At 56.0% G+C, this 18,288-nt stretch carries 15 protein-coding genes and 2 tRNA genes; 6 read left to right on the forward strand and 11 right to left on the reverse strand.

The window, feature by feature from the left end; all coding sequences use genetic code 11:
• Positions 1–22: 22 nt before the first annotated feature.
• Positions 23–2,170: a fatty acid oxidation complex subunit alpha FadB gene (fadB, locus tag B3M52_RS05895; protein ID WP_075196841.1), complete on the reverse strand. Its 2,148-nt coding sequence runs from the start codon at positions 2,168–2,170 to the stop codon at positions 23–25.
• A 447-nt stretch (positions 2,171–2,617) separates the two neighbouring features.
• On the opposite strand from fadB, the gene B3M52_RS05900 reads away from it, so the two are divergent.
• Together B3M52_RS05900 and B3M52_RS05905 are read left to right on the forward strand one after the other, a co-directional pair.
• A complete protein-coding gene (locus B3M52_RS05900) occupies positions 2,618–3,433 on the forward strand; it encodes a hypothetical protein (RefSeq protein ID WP_075196842.1) in 816 nt (271 codons plus the stop codon).
• Positions 3,434–3,592: 159 nt separating this feature from the next.
• Positions 3,593–4,024: a universal stress protein gene (locus B3M52_RS05905; RefSeq protein ID WP_041333209.1), complete on the forward strand. Its 432-nt coding sequence runs from the start codon at positions 3,593–3,595 to the stop codon at positions 4,022–4,024.
• 21 nt (positions 4,025–4,045) lie between these two features.
• On the opposite strand, the gene B3M52_RS05910 is transcribed toward B3M52_RS05905, so the two are convergent.
• The 6 genes from B3M52_RS05910 to B3M52_RS05935 form a co-directional block, all read right to left on the reverse strand.
• On the reverse strand, positions 4,046–4,717 hold the full coding sequence (locus tag B3M52_RS05910; RefSeq protein ID WP_075196843.1) for a DUF6901 family protein: 672 nt from the start codon (positions 4,715–4,717) through the stop codon (positions 4,046–4,048).
• Positions 4,714–6,642: an ATP-binding cassette domain-containing protein gene (locus B3M52_RS05915; RefSeq protein ID WP_075196844.1), complete on the reverse strand. Its 1,929-nt coding sequence runs from the start codon at positions 6,640–6,642 to the stop codon at positions 4,714–4,716. The genes B3M52_RS05910 and B3M52_RS05915 overlap by 4 nt, the downstream gene beginning before the upstream one ends.
• Position 6,643: 1 nt before the next feature.
• Positions 6,644–7,453, reverse strand: coding sequence for an MOSC domain-containing protein (locus B3M52_RS05920; RefSeq protein WP_036208108.1), 810 nt, complete (start codon positions 7,451–7,453; stop codon positions 6,644–6,646).
• 140 nt (positions 7,454–7,593) lie between these two features.
• A tRNA-Gly gene (locus tag B3M52_RS05925) sits at positions 7,594–7,669 on the reverse strand.
• Positions 7,670–7,746: 77 nt separating this feature from the next.
• Positions 7,747–8,490 carry a TetR/AcrR family transcriptional regulator gene (locus B3M52_RS05930; RefSeq protein WP_083637279.1) on the reverse strand — a complete coding sequence of 248 codons (744 nt, stop codon included), beginning with the start codon at positions 8,488–8,490 and terminating at the stop codon, positions 7,747–7,749.
• Positions 8,491–8,651: 161 nt separating this feature from the next.
• On the reverse strand, positions 8,652–9,254 hold the full coding sequence (locus tag B3M52_RS05935) for a DUF924 family protein (RefSeq protein WP_075196845.1): 603 nt from the start codon (positions 9,252–9,254) through the stop codon (positions 8,652–8,654).
• 96 nt (positions 9,255–9,350) lie between these two features.
• Between B3M52_RS05935 and B3M52_RS05940 the strand changes: the two genes are divergently transcribed.
• The 4 genes from B3M52_RS05940 to B3M52_RS05955 all read left to right on the forward strand — a co-directional run bounded on the left by B3M52_RS05940 (position 9,351) and on the right by B3M52_RS05955 (position 13,585).
• Positions 9,351–9,737 (forward strand): sirohydrochlorin chelatase, encoded by a 387-nt coding sequence (locus tag B3M52_RS05940; RefSeq protein ID WP_036208116.1) that lies wholly within the window; start codon positions 9,351–9,353, stop codon positions 9,735–9,737.
• Between the two features lie 56 nt (positions 9,738–9,793).
• Positions 9,794–10,699, forward strand: a complete 906-nt coding sequence (locus B3M52_RS05945; RefSeq protein WP_075196846.1) for a TIGR01777 family oxidoreductase — start codon at positions 9,794–9,796, stop codon at positions 10,697–10,699.
• A 149-nt stretch (positions 10,700–10,848) separates the two neighbouring features.
• A tRNA-Glu gene (locus B3M52_RS05950) sits at positions 10,849–10,924 on the forward strand.
• Between the two features lie 246 nt (positions 10,925–11,170).
• Positions 11,171–13,585 (forward strand): bifunctional diguanylate cyclase/phosphodiesterase, encoded by a 2,415-nt coding sequence (locus B3M52_RS05955; RefSeq protein ID WP_036208121.1) that lies wholly within the window; start codon positions 11,171–11,173, stop codon positions 13,583–13,585.
• 43 nt (positions 13,586–13,628) lie between these two features.
• Here B3M52_RS05955 and der read toward each other — a convergent pair whose 3' ends face one another.
• The 4 genes from der to hisS all read right to left on the reverse strand — a co-directional run bounded on the left by der (position 13,629) and on the right by hisS (position 18,275).
• Entirely contained in the window at positions 13,629–15,053 is a 1,425-nt protein-coding gene (gene der / locus B3M52_RS05960) for a ribosome biogenesis GTPase Der (RefSeq protein WP_036208124.1), read from the reverse strand.
• 62 nt (positions 15,054–15,115) lie between these two features.
• Entirely contained in the window at positions 15,116–16,288 is a 1,173-nt protein-coding gene (bamB, locus tag B3M52_RS05965) for an outer membrane protein assembly factor BamB (RefSeq protein WP_075196847.1), read from the reverse strand.
• On the reverse strand, positions 16,288–16,944 hold the full coding sequence (locus tag B3M52_RS05970; protein WP_036208138.1) for a YfgM family protein: 657 nt from the start codon (positions 16,942–16,944) through the stop codon (positions 16,288–16,290). Before B3M52_RS05970 ends, bamB begins: the two co-directional genes overlap by 1 nt.
• 50 nt (positions 16,945–16,994) lie before the next feature.
• Entirely contained in the window at positions 16,995–18,275 is a 1,281-nt protein-coding gene (gene hisS, locus B3M52_RS05975; protein WP_075196848.1) for a histidine--tRNA ligase, read from the reverse strand.
• Positions 18,276–18,288: the final 13 nt, after the last annotated feature.

The following is an 18,288-nucleotide window of genomic DNA, read 5'->3' on the forward strand; positions in this document are numbered from 1 at the left end:
CGTTCGGAAATCTCGTTCAGGGTTAGCCAAAGAACTTTTCGCCAGTCTTGGCCATTTCACGCAGCTTCTCGGTCGGATGGTACAGGGGACCAAGATCTGCAAACTTGTCTGCCAGTTCGACGAACTTGTCGACACCCATGTCGTCGATATAACGCAGGGCACCACCACGGAACGGCGGGAAGCCGATACCGAAAATCAGGCCCATATCGGCGTCTGCCGGGTCTTCAACAATGCCGTCTTCCAGGCAGCGAACGGTTTCGAGGCACAGAGGCAGCATCATACGTGCGATGATGTCCTCGTCGCTGAAATCGTTCTTACCCTGAACAACCGGCTCAAGCAGCTTGTAGGTTTCTTCGTCGACAACCTTCTTCTGCTTGCCCTTGCGGTCCAGTTCGTACTTATAGAAGCCCTTGTCGTTCTTCTGTCCGTAACGGTTGTTATCGAACATCACGTCAATGGCGGTAGTACCTTCGTGCTTCATGCGGTCCGGGAAGCCGTCAGCCATGACTTCGCCAGCGTGCTTGCCGGTGTCCATGCCAACCACGTCCAGCAGATAGGCAGGGCCCATCGGCCAACCGAACTTCTCCATGACCTTGTCGACGTACTGGAAATCCGCGCCGTCACGTACCAGGTTCACAAAACCACCGAAGTACGGGAACAGCACACGGTTGACCAGGAAGCCTGGGCAATCGTTGACCACAATCGGGGTCTTACCCATGGCCTTGGCGTAGGCCACTGTGGTGGCAATAGCCTTGTCACTGGTCTTCTCACCACGGATAACCTCAACCAGGGGCATCATGTGCACCGGGTTAAAGAAGTGCATGCCGCAGAAGTTTTCCGGACGCTTCAGGTTCTTGGCCAGAAGATCGATGGAAATGGTGGAGGTATTGGACGTCAGGATCGCGTCTTCACGAACATTGTCTTCGGTCTCACGCAGAACAGCGTCTTTAACCTTCGGGTTCTCAACAACGGCCTCAACAACCAGATCGACGTTCTTGAAGTCGCCGTAGTTGAGTGTCGGCGTGATGCTGTTCAGAACGTCAGCCATCTTGCTGGCGTCCATTTTACCCTTGTCAACGCGCTTGGAAAGAAGCTTCTTGGCCTCTTTAAGACCCAGAGCGATACCTTCCTGGGCGATGTCCTTCATGATGATGGGCGTACCCTTCAATGCGGACTGGTAAGCCACACCGCCACCCATGATGCCAGCGCCCAGAACGGCCGCCAGTTTCACGTCATTGGCTTCCTTTTCCCAGGCCTTGGCCTTTTTCTTCAGCTCCTGGTCGTTCAGGAACAGGCCAACCAGGCAGGCTGCCACGTTGGTTTTGGCCATCTTGGCGAAGCCTTTAGCCTCAACCTCGATCGCTTTGTCACGGGTAAGGCCGGCATGCTTCTGCATGACCTTGATCGCCTCGACCGGTGCCGGATAGTTCTTGCCAGCCTGGCCGGCAACGTACGCCTTGGAGATCTCGAAAGCCATCATGCTTTCCATGGCGTTCAGCTTGATCTTGCCCTTCTTCTCTTCACGACGTGCCTGGTAATCCAGCTTGCCGTCGTTGCACTGGTTGATAATGCTGATGGCCGCATCTACCAGCTTCTCACCCTCAAGTACGGCATCAACTGCACCGACTTTAAGGGCTTTGTCGGCACGGTTCTCAGTGCCGCCGCAGATCCATTCAACCGCGTAGTCAACACCGACCAGACGGGACAGACGCACAGTGCCACCGAAACCTGGGAAAATGCCCAGCTTTACTTCCGGAAGACCTACTTTGGCCTTCTTGTCCATCACCCGGTAGTCCGTGGCAAGACACATTTCAAAGCCGCCACCCAACGCCATACCGTTGATCGCCGTTACGGTGGGGAAAGGCAGATCTTCAATCGCGCTGAATACTTCATTGGCCTTGAGGTTGTTGGCAACGAGGTCTTCTTCCGGCCCGGCAAACAGGTCGGTGAATTCCGTAATGTCGGCGCCAACAATAAAGCTGTCCTTGGAACTGGTCACAACCAGGCCTTTCAGGCCCTTCTGCGCTTCCAGTTTGTCAGTCGCGGCGCGGAGCTCTTCAATCGTGAGACGGTTGAACTTGTTCACTGACTCGCCCTGCAAGTCAAAGTTCAACTGAGCGATCCCGCCTTCGATCTCTTTAACCGTGATGGCTTTACCTTCGTAAATCATCAACTGATCTCCAGTCTGTGTTTGGAACTGCTGAAACAGCCGCACAAGCGCTTCGCAAGACGACCGCTGATGCAGCGAGATTTCGGTCACTGTTTTCAATCAATACCCGATCAAGCGATCCAAAAATTCATACAGTCGTTTGAATCGTGGTGTGACACGATGAAAAAAAACGGCTCGTTTGTCAATTTGTTTCTGGAAGAATCAACCCGACCAGCCTCGAAATGGACAGCCGAACGGCATCAGGAGGCGAATGGAATTGTTGTTTATCAAGTATGTAGTTCAAGGTATTGATGCGAAACGGTAGGTTTATCACGTAAATTTTAAATTTGTTTACATTTACTCCCGTAGCGCCCCCCAAAACAACTTGATTGGTCGGCGGAGTTACTTTACCTTCAGCCTAAGACTTTAGTCCACAATAATAAAACAGCCTTAACGGAGACCCATCCGATGAAAGACGCTCGCTTGCGGGTACGTTCCCTGGTAACGGCGCTCGTGCTGTTACTGATCACCTCCTTTACGGTCCGCGCCCAGGAAGGCGACGGCTTTCTTTCGGACCTGCATAACTTCCGGGTCAATAACTACATGGCACTCGACGCCTACTATCGGTTCAGCGCAAGCGGCGATACCGAAACCCTGAACGAGATTGTCGCCAGTATCAATGCCGCCAACGAATCCATGAATTCGGTCGCCGACAGCACCGCCGGCGTACTGTCCGGAGAACAGGTTGAAAGCCTCAACGTGGAGTTCGACAAATTCAAGGATCTGATGCGGAGCAACATCAACGACGTGCGCAACACCGGTTATCCCGACCTGCGCCTGGTGTCCGATATGGCGAACCAGGCGTTATCGATGAACCAGGTGGCTTCAGAGATGTACGCGGTTGCCCGGGAAAGCGCCGAAGTCGCAACTGCCCAGAGAGTTGAAGCCGCACGCTCGGCGGCAGTCACTATGGCACAGATGATGGCCAAGTACTCCGCCCGCACCCATTCCTCGGTATCGCAAACCTTCCAGGGCTCCTCCAACGACATCCCTCTTGACGAGCAGGCAACGCAGTTTGACGCCTTCCTGTCACAGATCACCAAAGGCGGTGCCCAGGGCCCACTAAAAGCCGCTCTGGACGACCTGACCTCCAAGTGGGAGTTCATTCGGGGCTCCTATATTAACTATAACGACAACAACGTTGCGTTTGTGATCGACCGCTATTCCAAAGGCATTCTCCGGGGCCTGGAAACAACCATTGGCCTGTTGCGCGAAAACGCCTGACGTCCACTCCGGCTGGGGCAGATTGTAGCCCCAGCCAACTCTCCTTTTGTCACCTTTCCAGTCAGTCATTGATACCTGTCAGTGTTGGTTTACACTTATGGGACAAGGTACTGCTTTGGCACACCAAGAGTTTGACCCCATCCGCGAAGGAGCGATGCGATGTCGATCTATAAGAAGATACTGGTGGCAATCGATCTGACCGAAGAGGCCCCCCAGGTACTCAATAAGGCCGTCGAAATAAGCAAAGCCCATAGTGCTGAGTTGATGCTTGTGCACGTAGTGGAGCCTGTTGGCTACGCCTATGGGGGCGACATTCCGATGGACCTGACGGAACTTCAGGATCAACTGGACAAGGCGGCAAAGGAACAGCTTGCCGGGTACGGTGAAAAGTACAATGTTGGCAAAGACAATCAGATAGTGACGGTGGGGCGCCCTGAATCCGAAATCCATCGGCTGTCTGAAGAGCAGAGTGTGGACCTGGTCATCGTGGGAAGCCACGGCCGCAAAGGATTCCAGTTGCTTCTAGGATCAACCGCCAACGGTGTGTTGCATGGCACCGTCTGCGATGTCCTTGCGATCCGCATCCAGTAGCCGGACGATGGCCGCGGCGCCCTAGTCGGCGCCGTCGCCCTTCATTTTTGCTTCCAGTTTTCGAAGCTGACTTTCCAGGGAAAAACTCACACTGGAGGCCATTGAGAAGAAGTTCAGCAATGCCTTCAGGTTACTGTCCCCCTCGCACACCGAATGGATCCGCTGCCATAACGCCTGGTTGACCAACTGCAGGCGTTGATTTCTCTCCACCAGCCCTTTCAGTTCCCAGTCTGGCTCCTTGTGGTTACGTTTCGCCAGGTACTGCTGCAAAAGGTAGTGAGACACACTCCTCATGATGAATTCATCGTTGCTGGCAAACGGCAAGTGATGCACGGCCATCGACTTCAGTTCGGACAACACCGGACACCCGCTTGTCGCCATTTTCAGCCCCAGCAATGACCTCAGGGACTCCTCAAGCGTGGTGTCCTTGGAATAACGCCTGCGGTCGTCTGTAACCTCCACAGTCACCTTCTGGTAGGCGTCCTCTGCCTGAAAGGCGTTCACAACCGGAAGCATTTCAACGGCGGCGGGACATCGTGGCGACTCCGATGCTTTCAGCGGGCAGTTGGCGCATTGGCAGTGCTCCAACCTTGTCCAGCTCGGCAGGTTGCCCACCGGCTCAGCTGGCCGGTCCGTTACTTTAAACGTCTCGGAACGCTTGTCTTCAAATTTGAAGTGGTACGTTACATTCATTGATTCGCCTGTTCTTCCAGCTCCATCCAGCGCTCGATGACCTTCTCCAGGTGGGCTTCCTTGTCCCCGAGGTCCGCCAGGGTCGTGGAGACGCTCTCAGCGGGCCCGGAGTAGAATTCCGGATCGGAAATCTGTGCCCGAAGCTTTTCCAGTTCCGCCTCCAGCTCTTCAATCTGGCCCGGAAGTTTTTCCAGTTCAAGCTTCAGTTTGTAGCTGAGTTTTACGGGTTTTGTTTTTTTGGTGTCTGCCACTGCGGGCGCTTCCGGCTTCTTTTCCGGCACTGGGCTCTGGTTCTTTGGCGGCTTGGTGGCCTTTCGGCTTACCCCCTCAGAAGGGAACCGGCCACCCTGCCTCCGCCAATCGGTATACCCACCGACAAACTCCGCGACTCTGCCAGAGCCGTCCAGGAACACCGTATCAGTAGCGACGTTATCGAGGAACTCGCGGTCGTGGCTGATAACGATCACAGTACCGGCAAATTCCACCAGCCGGGATTCAAGTAACTCCAGGGTCTCCACGTCCAGATCATTGGTCGGCTCATCCAGCACCAGGATATTGGCCGGCTTGCTGAAGAGCTTGGCAAGAAGAAGACGCGCACGCTCACCCCCGGAAAAGACACGCACAGGGGACCTCGCCCGTTCCGGGCTGAACAAAAATTCCTGCAGATATCCCAGTACGTGCTTGCTCTGGCCGTTAATTTCGATGAACTCCCGCCCCTCGGACAGGTTATCCAGCGCATTGCGTTCAAGGTCGAGCTCACCCCGGAGCTGGTCGAAGTAAGCGATCTGCAAATTGGTGCCGAGGCGAATTCGGCCATCTGTGGGCTTCAGGTCTCCCAGCATTAGCCGGACCAGGGTGGTCTTACCGGTACCATTTTCACCAACGAGGCCAATCTTATCGCCCCTGAGGACCGTCATGTTCATGTCGCGAATGACCGCGGTACCATCAGGATAGGCAAATCCGGCATCACTGGCTTCCACCACCAGTTTCCCGGAACGGGCGGCGTCTTCCACGGAAAAGCTCGCAGTTCCCCCGCGTTCGCGACGTTGCTGGCGTTCTTCACGCATGGCCTTTAGCGCCCTCACCCGGCCCATATTGCGGGTCCTACGAGCCTTAATCCCCTGGCGTATCCACGCCTCTTCCTGTTTTAGCCGCTTGTCGAACAACGCATTCTGGCGATCTTCCTCCTCCAGAGCCTTTTCCTTTAGGTCCAGATAGCGGTCGTACGTAGCGGCAAAACTCACCAGATGCCCGCGGTCCAGTTCCACGATGCGCGTGGCCATGCGGCGTATAAACGCGCGGTCGTGGCTGACAAACAGAATCGCGCCACGGAATTGACCAAGGGCCTCTTCCAGCCAGGCAATGGCGGGCACATCCAGGTGGTTGGTAGGCTCATCCAGTAACAGGATATCCGGCTCGGTCACCAGGGCACGCGCCAACAGGACGCGTCGCTGCCAACCGCCGGAGAGCGTGTTCAGACGCTGCTCCGGGTCGATGCCGTATTGCTCGAGGATGGCGCCGACTTTCTGGTCCAGACGCCAACCATCCAGCGCCTCAAGGCGCTCCTGTACTTTCATCAGTCGGTCCAGGCTGGCTTCATCCGCAGTCTGGGACAACCGATGAAATTCCGCGAGCAATTCCCCGGTCTCCGGGAAAGCACCGGAAACGGCCTCATACGCGGTTCGAGTATCATTGACGGGGAGATTCTGGGGCAGCACTGACAACACCGCACCGTCGTCCAGCCGGACAACACCGCCGTCCGCCGTTACCTCACCGCTGACGATCTTCAGTAGTGTGGATTTTCCCTCGCCATTCCTGCCAAGAAGACACACACGTTCACCTGCCTCGATGGTCATAGAGGCTTGGTCGAGCAATGGCTGCATGCCAAAAGCAAGGGATACGGCATCCAGCGTTAACAATGGCACGTTACTGATTCTCCGTTGTGGCAGTCGTTTGCAGAGTAATCGGATCACCGACCCGGATGGTCCCGTCCGATTCATGAATGGCGTTCATTCCGAAAATGACGCCGTCAGAGGTTCGCCGATAGGTTCCAAGCATCCTTAAAGGCTGCAGATCTACGGACTTTACGCCTTGGTCCGGATCCACGGTGGTCATAACACAGCGGGAACAGGGCTTTACCAGCGTGAATGCCGTTTCCCCGATGCGTGCAGATGTCCAGTTGTCCTCATCCCAGGCCCCCGCGCCCTCAACAACAATGTTCGGCCGGAACCTTCGCATATCGATGGCCGAATCAAGGCGCGTGTTCAGCTCTTCAAGGGACGCAAGGTTGGTGATCAGGAATGGAAAACCATCGGCAAAGCTGACCCGACGATACTCGGTAACCCGGCTCGCATCAACGCGGCGGAAGGTTTCCTCGGGCATATACACAAAGCGAAATGTCTGGCCACAGTAGCGGGACAGCGCAGCAGATGCCTTGTCCTCTCCGTACACCGCTTTCGCCCAGTCCCGCCAGACCCTGACACGACACTCCTCAGTGTCCGGCAACAATGGAAACTCGCCCTCCCCCGGTATATCGACAAAGACCTGACCTGAGTCCAACCGGGTTTTGATCATGGCGAGTTCCGGATTGCTTCGCTGGGTAACGAACTCGCGCTCGGAATCAACGATCATCCAGCGACGGTCATCGGCCGGACCGAACTCGTCCAGAAGGAATGAAGAAACCTGGATTCCGGCCAGGGATTTGACCGGATAGACATACAACGAATGTACCTGCATGGGCGCTCCCGAAACACTGACGACAAGGCATCCAATATGACCTGGCAGTATAACCGAGAACAGGGTGTGAAGACTGTGGCTTGCAGGCTAAAAATGAAAAACCCGGCCTTTCCTTTCGAAAAGACCGGGTTTTTGGAATCTGGAGCGGGAAACGAGATTCGAACTCGCGACCCCAACCTTGGCAAGGTTGTGCTCTACCAACTGAGCTATTCCCGCTTGATCAACGGACGCGTATTCTACGGATTCATCCTGGTTCGTCAACTCTTTTTTCAGGACCTTTTTCATCCCCATATTCAGACCGGTACGATCTCCTGTTCGCCTAACGCCAACCCGATCACGCGCGCAACGGTCTCAGACAGTGCAGCGTAATCCACACGCTGATCGTTGAGTAAAGAATCGTATCCCATACCCAGAGTGACATTCACCAGCAGCGTTGCGTCTCTCTCCGGTGATGGCGAATCCAGCCGCTTCAGTATCTGCCGCAGGCCTGCGGTCCAGGCTTCACGATAGCTTCTTGCCAGGCCCGCAAGACGGTCATCCCTTAACGCTTCCATAAGGAACACCTGCTCCGCCAGCATCTGCTGCCTTCGCTTTGTAAACTGCTCATGGAGGTAGGCCGTCGATATTACCGACAAACGCGCAGCCAATTCTTTGCGTTGGGGACCATTGCGCCGAAGGGTTTCTGCAGGGGTGGCATCCAGCACCAGATTGATGGTGTCATAAAAGCCATCAAGATTGTCCCGGGCTTTTTCAGCGAAAAGCATGAATGAGTCACTGATCAATTCATGAATATCGCGAAAGTAATAGGTGGTGGCGGCCAGAGGCACTTTCGCTTCCCTCGCAACAGCTCGATGCTTGATGCCTCGCAAACCGTCACGAGCTGCAATACGAAGGGTCGCCTCCAGGATTTTAAGACGCCGTAGCTCGCTTTTTACACGTAAGGTCTTGCGCCCCCTGTAGCGAATCGACTGCCGAAGTAATCGGTTCTCCGGCAGTTCACTGTTCGCCTGGAGTGCGGGGTTCTGTAACTGCCCCATGGCTGGTTTTCCTTGTTTCGATCGCCGGCCGCCTGCAATGGCCCTGAGACCTGTGCAGCGAAGCCTGATTCTTGTTAGTTTTTGTAAATTCTGCCGCATAAGGCGCCATGAAACCTTGATGGGCTTGGCAGTTCCGGCCTGTTGAACGGATTTGAAGGCATTTATTGGCCGAAGCGCTTACCGTTGGTCAGGTAGGCTTGCTCCTCCGGGCTTGAGGAGCGTTTCAATGCCTGGTTGCGGTGTGGAAAACGGCCAAATTGGTGGATGATATCCCGATGGTCACGGGCGGATTGCAGAAAACTCTCCATAAAATCTCCGACAATGCCATCGGTGGCGGCGGCCAATTGCGAGTAACACTCCACAGACAGATCCTGATCCTCACGTTGTTCCGAGTGCTGCAGCGGCATATAGAGGAAGCCCCGCTTTACCGGGGGCAATTCCATGTCCTGTCCATCACGCATCGCTGCCTTACAGAGCTTTACAGACAACCGGTCATTGGAAAACGCCAGCGCTCCGCCCCGATGAATATTCCGTGTGAACTGATCCAGCAGGATGATCTCTGCAAGAGCCCCACCGGCCGTCTTGCGCCAGTGCCGCAGACCGTCCTCTGACGCAAAAAGGACCATCGACAGGAAGCGTCGCCGGATTTCCTGGTCGAAGGCACGCGTGGAACGGAACCAGCGATTCCTGTGAAAGCTGTCCGGCAGGCCGTGCTCATCAAGTTCACCAAACCAGAAATCCAGAATCTCTTTCCAATCGAACATATACCCATCCTATCGTCATCGAGCAGCACAGTGGCAGGCCTGCGGCTGCTACACTTTAGATTACTATCCCAGCTTTTATTCATACCAGGAGATACTATGAACGGAGAAGCTCCCCGAATAATCCTACTTGCCCATGGAAGCAGCGATGAGCGCTGGTGCCGGACGTTCGAAGCATTGGCAACCCCGACACTTGAATCTGTACCCGGGTCCCGCATTGCCTATATGGAACTGGCAGAGCCCTCCCTGGATACGGTTATCAGCGAGGGAGCAAGTGAAGGCGTCCGACAGTATACCGTCGTGCCGCTATTCCTGGCGGCGGGCCGTCATCTCAGAAAAGACGTTCCCGCGATGATCGAGGGGCTACAAAGCCAACACGAGGTCAGCATTACGCTTGCACCACCCATCGGTGAGAATCCCGAACTGGGGAAAGCCATTCGTGACGTTGTGATCCACGAACTCGACAGCCACAAACAGCCGGCATAACCCATCACCGACAACTATCAATAGCCGACCATTAACCGACCCAGGAGCGAGCAGCAATGGATAATCGGATTCTGATCACCGGAGGCACCGGATTCATCGGCCAATCATTGTGCCAACAACTGATCAGCAAAGGCTACGCCCCAACCGTCTTCAGCAGACAGTCCACGGCAAACGTTCAGGCTCTTTGTGGACGTGTAGAGGCGTTGGGAGATCTCGAGCTGCTACGAGGCCACCCGGGGTTCGGTGCGGTTATCAACCTGGCTGGCGAAGGCATCGCCGATAAACGGTGGTCCGATCGCCGCAAACAGGAACTGCGGGACAGCCGTATCGGCCTTACTAGCCTCCTGGCGACCGTGATAAGGAGCTGGGAATCACTCCCGCGCGTGCTGGTGTCCGGTTCTGCGGTGGGTTTCTACGGCGACCAGAGCCGTGAACGCGTGACTGAGCAAACGTTGCCCCATGACGAATTCACTCATCGCATGTGCCGTGACTGGGAACAGGAAGCTCTGAGCCTGGAGGCTGACGGCGTTCGCGTATGCCTGTCGCGGACGGGGATTGTTGCCGGCCCCGGTGGCGGTTTCCTGCAGCGCATGCTTCTACCCTTCCGCCTGGGTCTTGGGGGACGACTTGGCGACGGCGAACAGTTCATGCCATGGGTTCACCGGGACGACGTGGTCGCAGCGCTTGTCTGGATGCTCGAATCCGACAAGGCCAACGGCCCCTACAACGTCGTGAGCCCCAACCCGGTCACCAACCGGCAGTTTACAAAGTGTCTTGCCGGCGTTTTGGGCCGGCCGGCCATTTTCCCGGCACCAAGTCCGGTCCTTAAGTTGGCGCTGGGCGAAATGTCCCGGTTGTTACTGACCGGCCAAATGGCCATACCCGAAAGACTCGAAGCCGAAGGGTTCCATTTCCAGTATCCTGAATTGGGCCCAGCCCTGGCGGATTCGGTAAGGTACTGAGGCGGTCCTCGGAAAGGCTCAGGGCAGCTTCCTCGACCAACCTGCTGTGCTCGCGAAAGCTATTATTTTTTTTAAAAACCGTTTGACAGCTCGTATCGCCTTACTTAATATACGCGCCACCTCGACGAGGCAAGCTTTTGAAGCGATGCGTCCCCTTCGTCTAGTGGCCTAGGACTCCGCCCTTTCACGGCGGCAACAGGGGTTCGAACCCCCTAGGGGACGCCATTTTTTCAGCTTCTTTTTCTTTGCAGGTCCACTCTGCACTCCCAATCGATCAGCCCTGCATGCGCAGGCGTCCAACACCCCCGATCACCGCCCGCTCCCAAGACATTAACAAATCCTGAACAGTGACACATTTCTCCCGATTTTTCCTGTATTTGCGAGGCATTTGCAAGAAACTGCTGCTATAGTCCTGAGAACACCGTCTGACCATGCTCATTGAAACCTGCCAGGGTGGCCGAAGTATAGGACATGCAAAAACTGTTGACTCGCCTGCAACGATTTCGAACCGGGTCTCCCCTGTCCTTCAGGCTGCTCGCATACATCCTGTTGTTCAGCTCGTTGTTCACGCTCATCTCTTCAGCTATCCAGATATACTCGGATTACCGGAAGGACCTGTCGCAGATCGACAGGCGCATGATGGTTGTCGAAACTGGCTATACCTCCAGTCTGGCCCGCAGCCTATGGGCGCTGGATCAGAAACTCCTACAGACCCAGCTCGAAGGCATACTCAGCCTGCCAGACATCGTTCACCTACGCCTCAAAATTGAACCGGATTCCGAACTGGTCATGGGCGAAATCCCTCGCAACGCCCAGACAATCAGCCATACGTTCAAGCTCACCCACCAGGGTGATGAAATGTTCAGTTTGGGTCAGTTGACCATCACCGCCGATCTGAAGCGGGTGTTCTCGGACATGCGCCAAAAAGTCGTAGTGGTGCTGACCACCCAGTTCCTGAAGACCTTTTTCGTTTCGATCCTGATCATCTGGATTTTCCAGCACTTCATTGCGCGGCACCTGACCACCATGGCCAACTACGCCCGCAATTTCTCACTCAACAACCTGTCAGACCCGCTTGAACTGGACCGACCGGACACCCAACTGAATCGAAATGACGAACTGGCCCAGGTCACCGTTGCCATCAACCAGATGCGGGAACGTCTCAACGATGACCTCGAGCGACAGGAGCGCGATGCCCAGGAAATCCGAAAATTCTCCAAGGCGATTGAGCAAAGCCCGTCATCGGTGCTGATTTGTGATCGCCAGTGGCGTATCGAATACGCCAACCAGAAATTCAGCCAGCTCACCGGCTACGACGCTGCCACCATCGCCGGAAAACACCCGGGCGTGCTATCCGAGGATGCACAGGCCCATCGAGAAAACCGCCAACTGTGGCAATCCATCCGACTTCAGGTCCAACGCGTGGGGGTCTGGCAGGGGGAAATCAACAGCGTTCGCAAGAACGGTGAGCGCTTCTGGGAACAACTGATCGTAACCCCCATCAAGAATTCCAAGGGCGAAGCCACCGGCTACCTGATTCTTGGCGAAGATATCAGCATTCGCAAGCGCTACGAGCAACAACTGCTCAGACAGGCTAACTACGACATCCTGACCGGGCTTCCCAACCGGATGCTCGCCCTGGATCGCCTGAAACTGGCCCTGGCCCAGGCAAGACGCGAAAGCTCCCTGGTTGGCGTGATGTTTCTCGACCTGGACAACTTCAAGCACATTAACGATACCCTTGGGCACGACGCCGGTGACAACCTCCTGATAGAGGCCGCACGACGGATTTCCAGCTGCCTTCGGGGTACCAGCACCGTCGCCAGGCTTGGTGGTGATGAGTTTCTGGTAATATTGCCCGGCCTGACGGGCCCCGAGGCGACGTCACAGGTGGCAGAGCGTATCCTCAAGACCTTTGCCCCTCCTTACCTGCTGAATGGCCAGGAAGTGTTCGTAACCACCAGTATCGGTATCTCCGTTTTCCCGAACGACTCCGATAACAGCGGCACCCTGCTTCAACACGCCGATGCCGCCATGTACCAGGCCAAACACAAGGGTAAAAGTGCCTATGCTCTCTTTGCTCCGGAAATGACGGAAGTCTCCCATGAACGGCTGCAGATGGAATCGCTGATGCGCCGGGCCCTGGAGCAAAAAGAGTTTGAGCTCTACTACCAGCCCATTGTTCGCACTGAGTCCGGACAACTGTGCTCTGCCGAAGCCCTGCTGCGCTGGAATAACCCCGGTATGGGTATGGTCATGCCCGACCGGTTTATACCCCTGGCGGAAGAAACCGGCCTGATAACGCCGATTGGTGAATGGGTGTTACGGGAAGCCTGCCTGGCGGCCATACGCTGGAAAGAGTCCACTGGTACGGACATCGGCATTTCAGTCAACGTATCTCCCAGGCAATTCAGGGATCCGGGCTTTGTCGACACGGTCATGAATGCTCTCAAAGCCAGCGGCTTGCCCCCCCAGCAACTGGAACTGGAAATCACTGAGCGACTGATCCTTGATAACACCATAGAAACCGCCGATATCCTGCGGCAACTCGATCAATCCGGCATTCGCCTGTCAGTTGATGACTTCGGTACCGGCTATTCGGCGCTCAGCTACCTCAAGAGCTACCCTTTCGATACCCTGAAAATCGACAAATCCTTTGTCCAGGACGTGATGAAGGAGCGGGAGGACGCCTCGCTGGTGAAGGCCATTATCAACATGGCCCACAGTCTTGGCTTGAGTGTAATTGCAGAAGGCGTGGAAGAAGAAGCCCAGACACACTTCCTGCAACAGGAAGGCTGTGACTATTCACAAGGCTATTTCTACAGCAGGCCGATGCCCGAAAACGAGTTTCAGGAGTGGCTAAAGACCAACCATCGCGCCCTTTGATGCAGCACCGACTGCCTGGCGCTGCCCCGACGGTCGGATCGTTTCAGCGTTTCTTGCTCTTCATTCGCGCTTTCTTCCGCACCGGCCGCCCTTTCTTCAGGTCATTGTCCTGTTTGACCTTCTGACGCGGCGTCAGCCGGCTAACCTTATTAGCGAACGGGTTTTCACTGGAACGGAACTCGAAGCGAATGGGAGAACCATTGACCTTCAGCACTTTACGGAAGGTATTCTCCAGATAGCGTTTGTAAGCCCCTGGCAACGCGTCAGTCTGATTGCCATGCACCACAATCACTGGAGGGTTGGACCCACCCTGGTGGGCGTACCGCAGCTTTATTCGACGCCCCTGCACAAGCGGCGGCTGGTGTTGGGCGGTAGCATCCTGGAGGATGGCCGTCAGGCGATTGGTCGGCCACTTGGCCATCGCTGACTCATAGCAGGCGTGAACCGAATCGTACATGACGCCCACACCGGAGCCGTGAAGGGCAGATATGTAGTGCTTGTCAGCATAATCAAGAAAGTCCAGGCGGCGCTGAACCTGCTCTTTTACCTTGGCCCGGTCGTCCGGGTCCATGCCGTCCCATTTGTTGACCGCAATCACCAGGGAACGGCCGGCATCCAGAACAAAGCCAATCAGATGAAGATCCTGGTCCACCAGACCTTCCCGGGCGTCGATAACCAGGATGACCACATGGGCGTCATCGATAGCCTGGAGGGTCTTGATGATGGAAAACTTCTCCACCACCTCACTGACATTCTTACGCCGGCGCACACCGGCCGTATCGATCAGTGTGTACTGGTTATCCATGCGTTCAAACGGGATGTAAACGCTATCCCGGGTGGTGCCGGGCATGTCATAGACGATCACCCGGTCCTCTCCGAGCATGCGGTTGACCAATGTTGACTTGCCCACGTTCGGCCGCCCGACAATACCAATGCGTATGCCCGGATAACGATCGGCACGGTCCTGTCCTTCGCGCTCTTCCTCGGACGGCAGCAACTCTTCCAGCATGGAGCGAATGCCCCGGTTGTGAGAGGCGGCAATCAGATAGGTGGACTCGAAGCCCAGGCCATAGAAATCGGAAGCGGCGATATCGGGGTCCTGGCCATCAGTCTTGTTGACCACCAGATGCGCCCGCTTGCCGGTTTTCCGAAGATGGGCAGCAATCAGTTCGTCGCCGCCATTGAGGCCGGCCTTGCCATCTACCAGAAACAGGACAATGTCAGCTTCCTCGACAGCCTGCATGGACTGGCGAGCCATTTCAGCGTCCAGGCCTTCCTCACCCCCGGTCAGGCCACCGGTATCAATCACGATAAAGCGCTGCCCTTCGTAATTGCCCTCACCGTATTTACGATCACGGGTTAAGCCGGGGAAATCCGCTACAAGCGCATCCCGGGACCGCGTCATTTGATTAAACAGTGTCGATTTGCCCACGTTGGGGCGCCCGACAAGAGCAATTACAGGGGTCATAGTCTTTCGCTACACATTAAACAGGGCCCGCGCTTCACAGCGATAGGGCCGGAAAGGAGCACTCAGTCGAGCGTCCGGAGTTTCAATACCGACAGTTTACCGCTATTGCCATACACAAGAAGGTTACCGTTCTGCAGGCGCTGGAAAGGCACCCGCAGGCCCTCGTCGTCAAATTCAAGCTGACCCACCAGGCTGCCGTCTTCCAACGACAACATATGAATATACCCCTCGAAATCACCAATCAACAGGTAATCCTCATAGACAACCGGCTGCGTTGGCTGCCGCCAGGATAACCGGTCCTGAACCCACAGCTCGCGACGGTCGGAACCGCGGTAGGCCGTGATATCGCCGTTGGCACCCGCGACAAAAATATTACCGTTGCCGATCATTGGTGACTGCAGGCTGGAGGCGGGACGACTCCAGATTTCCTGTCCGGTTTGCAGGTCAACCAGCGCAAGCTTGCCCTGATAGCCCACAATCATCGCTGCGCTCTCTAGAATCAGCGGCTCACCGGCCACATCAACAAGCCGTTCAAGCTCGGTACGGCCCTGCGGCTGGCCGACTTCATACTGCCAAACGGGCTGGCCGGTCTCAGTGGAGATCGCCATGAGCTTCCCGTTGGCCAGTGAAGCCAGCACAAGGTCTGCCCCGACAAGCGGCGACGCCGCTGCACGTATTGACAGGACCGGGACATCACTGTCGTATTGCCATGCCTGCTCCCCGGAGGCGGTATCAAACGCCAGCACCTTGCCATCAATGGTCTGTGTCACCACCAGGCGTCCGTTGGACTGGGGGGACGCCAACACTTCGTTGGGCAAAGGCTGCCGCCAAAGCTCAGAACCATCTTCGCGCGACAGTGCCATCAGCTCAGCATCACGGGTGACCAGGTACAGGTTTCCCTGATCGCCACCAACGCCGGCACTGATTTCCTCGTCAAGATCCCGGAACCAGAATACCTCGCCGTTTTCGGAGCCGACGGCATAAACCTCGCCATCGGCTGATGCCGCATACAAACGGTCTCCGGTGTTCAGAGGGGCGAGGTACAGGAAGTTGTCATCATGCCCGTCCCCAACACCCATACTCCAGACAGGCTCAAGCCCGACACTGGATGAAATCTCCGGAACCGGTGCAGGTTGCTCAAAGGTGTCACTGGTACTACATCCTGCAAGGACAGCCAGTATCAGCATACCCGCAAGCGAAAGGAGTCTGGTATGCCCGTTAACCAACCAGGGCATCAGGCTCCCTCCTCAACACCAAGGTCGGATAGCTTGAGCTCAAGAATGCCGCTACGACCCTGCTGGTTCATTTCACGGGCCGCCAGATACGCTTCACGAGCCCCCTCACGATTACCCTGGGCTAGCAGGATATCGCCTTTAAGCTCGGTGAAAATAGCGCCGAAACTGCCGGTATTGTCCGTACCCTCAATGGTTGCCAAAGCCTCTTCGTACTGCTCCGCCGCGAACTGGGCGCGGGCCAGGCGGTTGCGAATAACCATTGCCAACGCTCCGCTTTCGCCGGCTTTTTCCTGCGCCCAGGTCAGGGACTCGATCGCCCCTTCCGGATCGCCCTGGTCCATAACCTGCTGGCGAGCAAGCATCAACATGCCATAAACAGCGAAGGCGCTGTCGCTGTATTCTTCTCGCAGGTTCTCGGCCACGTAGGCAACGGTATCTGCGCGATTTTCATCTGTCTCATCGCTATAGGCATTGATCAGCTCGGCAAACTGGGAAGCCGCTTCCGTACGCTGCTGCATTTGATGGTTCTGCCAGGCCTGCCACCCGAAAACAATCGCCAGCGCCGCACCGACGCCAATCAGGAGCGAGCTGCCATTCTTCTTCCACCAGTCCTTGATTGCCTGGACCGTTTCTTCCTCAGTACGCATTTCAGCCATGATGACTCCTGCAATAGATGATTATTATGCTGTAACTCGTCGGCGCGCCATCAGCGGCCAAGCAATTCTTCAAGCGTCGCGGCCAGATCACCCTGAGCAACGTCTAGTTGCCCCTCGTCTGACCGTAACGGCTTAAGGCCGACCGTCCCGTTGGCAACCTCATTCTCACCCAGAATGACCGCGTAACGGGCGCCACTGCGATCAGCCTTTTTCATCTGACTCTTGAAACTGCCGCCGCCACAGTGCCCCATAACCGTTACGCCCGGCAAAGCGTCACGAAGGGATTCACCCAGCGCCAATGCGGGTGCCACGGTGGATTCACCCATAGCCGCAACATACACATCGACATTGCCATTGGCACTGTCTGGCACAAGGTTAAGCGTTTCCAGCAGGAGGATCAGTCGTTCGAGCCCCATGGCGAAACCGACCGCAACCGTGGGCTTGCCTCCCAATTGCTCCACCAGCCCATCATAGCGACCACCGGCGCATATCGTCCCCTGGGCACCCAGGCTGTCGGTAATCCACTCGAATACAGTTTTGCCATAATAGTCGAGCCCGCGAACCAGCTTTGGATTCACCGTATACTCAATGCCAGCCGCGTCCAGCAACGAGCGCAGTTGCCGAAAATGATCCCGAGACTCGTCGTCGAGGTAATCATCCAGACGAGGCGCGTCCACCAGAAGTCTCTGGGTATCCGGGTTCTTGCTGTCCAGAATGCGTAGCGGGTTCGAGCCAAGACGCCGTTGGCTGTCTTCGTCCAACTGCTCCCGGTAATCCGAGAGGTACGCGACCAGCGCCTCGCGGTATTCCCGACGGGCAGCAGACGTACCTATGGAATTGATTTCCAGGCGGGTGTGTTCACTCAGTCCTAGCGCGCGCCAGAGCCTGGCCGTCAACACGAGGAGCTCAGCATCAATATCCGGGCCGGTCATGCCAAAACATTCCACGCCGATCTGGTGGAACTGACGGTAACGGCCTTTTTGGGGGCGCTCATGACGAAACATGGGGCCGGTGTACCAAAGCCGGCGGGTCTGATTAAAAAGCAGACCGTGTTCTTCGGCGGCGCGCACGCAGCCGGCCGTACCTTCGGGGCGCAGGGTCAGGCTGTCACCGTTGCGATCCTCAAAGGTGTACATCTCTTTCTCAACGATATCCGTCACTTCGCCAATAGAGCGCTTGAACAGGTCCGTCTGCTCAACCACCGGCATGCGAATTTCCTGATAACCGTACTGGGAAAGCACTTTCCTGACCGCGTCTTCCACAAACTGCCACACCGGCGTCTGCTCTGGCAGGATATCGTTCATCCCGCGGATTGCCTGGATCTTAGCCAAGTTACTACCTTAT

Origin of the sequence: Marinobacter sp. UBA2688, from assembly GCF_002352785.1 — a bacterium.
Lineage (GTDB): Bacteria > Pseudomonadota > Gammaproteobacteria > Pseudomonadales > Oleiphilaceae > Marinobacter > Marinobacter salarius.

Bases quoted from the DNA above. Each gene is read 5' to 3' on its own strand.
- B3M52_RS05905 (WP_041333209.1), top strand. From the start codon at position 3,593: ATGTCGATCTATAAGAAGATACTGGTGGCAATCGATCTGACCGAAGAG.
- B3M52_RS05955 (WP_036208121.1), top strand. From the start codon at position 11,171: ATGCAAAAACTGTTGACTCGCCTGCAACGATTTCGAACCGGGTCTCCC.
- B3M52_RS05970 (WP_036208138.1), bottom strand. From the start codon at position 16,944: ATGGCTGAAATGCGTACTGAGGAAGAAACGGTCCAGGCAATCAAGGAC.
- B3M52_RS05945 (WP_075196846.1), top strand. From the start codon at position 9,794: ATGGATAATCGGATTCTGATCACCGGAGGCACCGGATTCATCGGCCAA.
- B3M52_RS05910 (WP_075196843.1), bottom strand. From the start codon at position 4,717: ATGAATGTAACGTACCACTTCAAATTTGAAGACAAGCGTTCCGAGACG.
- der (WP_036208124.1), bottom strand. From the start codon at position 15,053: ATGACCCCTGTAATTGCTCTTGTCGGGCGCCCCAACGTGGGCAAATCG.
- B3M52_RS05940 (WP_036208116.1), top strand. From the start codon at position 9,351: ATGAACGGAGAAGCTCCCCGAATAATCCTACTTGCCCATGGAAGCAGC.
- bamB (WP_075196847.1), bottom strand. From the start codon at position 16,288: ATGCCCTGGTTGGTTAACGGGCATACCAGACTCCTTTCGCTTGCGGGT.
- B3M52_RS05900 (WP_075196842.1), top strand. From the start codon at position 2,618: ATGAAAGACGCTCGCTTGCGGGTACGTTCCCTGGTAACGGCGCTCGTG.
- fadB (WP_075196841.1), bottom strand. From the start codon at position 2,170: ATGATTTACGAAGGTAAAGCCATCACGGTTAAAGAGATCGAAGGCGGG.
- B3M52_RS05930 (WP_083637279.1), bottom strand. From the start codon at position 8,490: ATGGGGCAGTTACAGAACCCCGCACTCCAGGCGAACAGTGAACTGCCG.
- B3M52_RS05935 (WP_075196845.1), bottom strand. From the start codon at position 9,254: ATGTTCGATTGGAAAGAGATTCTGGATTTCTGGTTTGGTGAACTTGAT.
- B3M52_RS05920 (WP_036208108.1), bottom strand. From the start codon at position 7,453: ATGCAGGTACATTCGTTGTATGTCTATCCGGTCAAATCCCTGGCCGGA.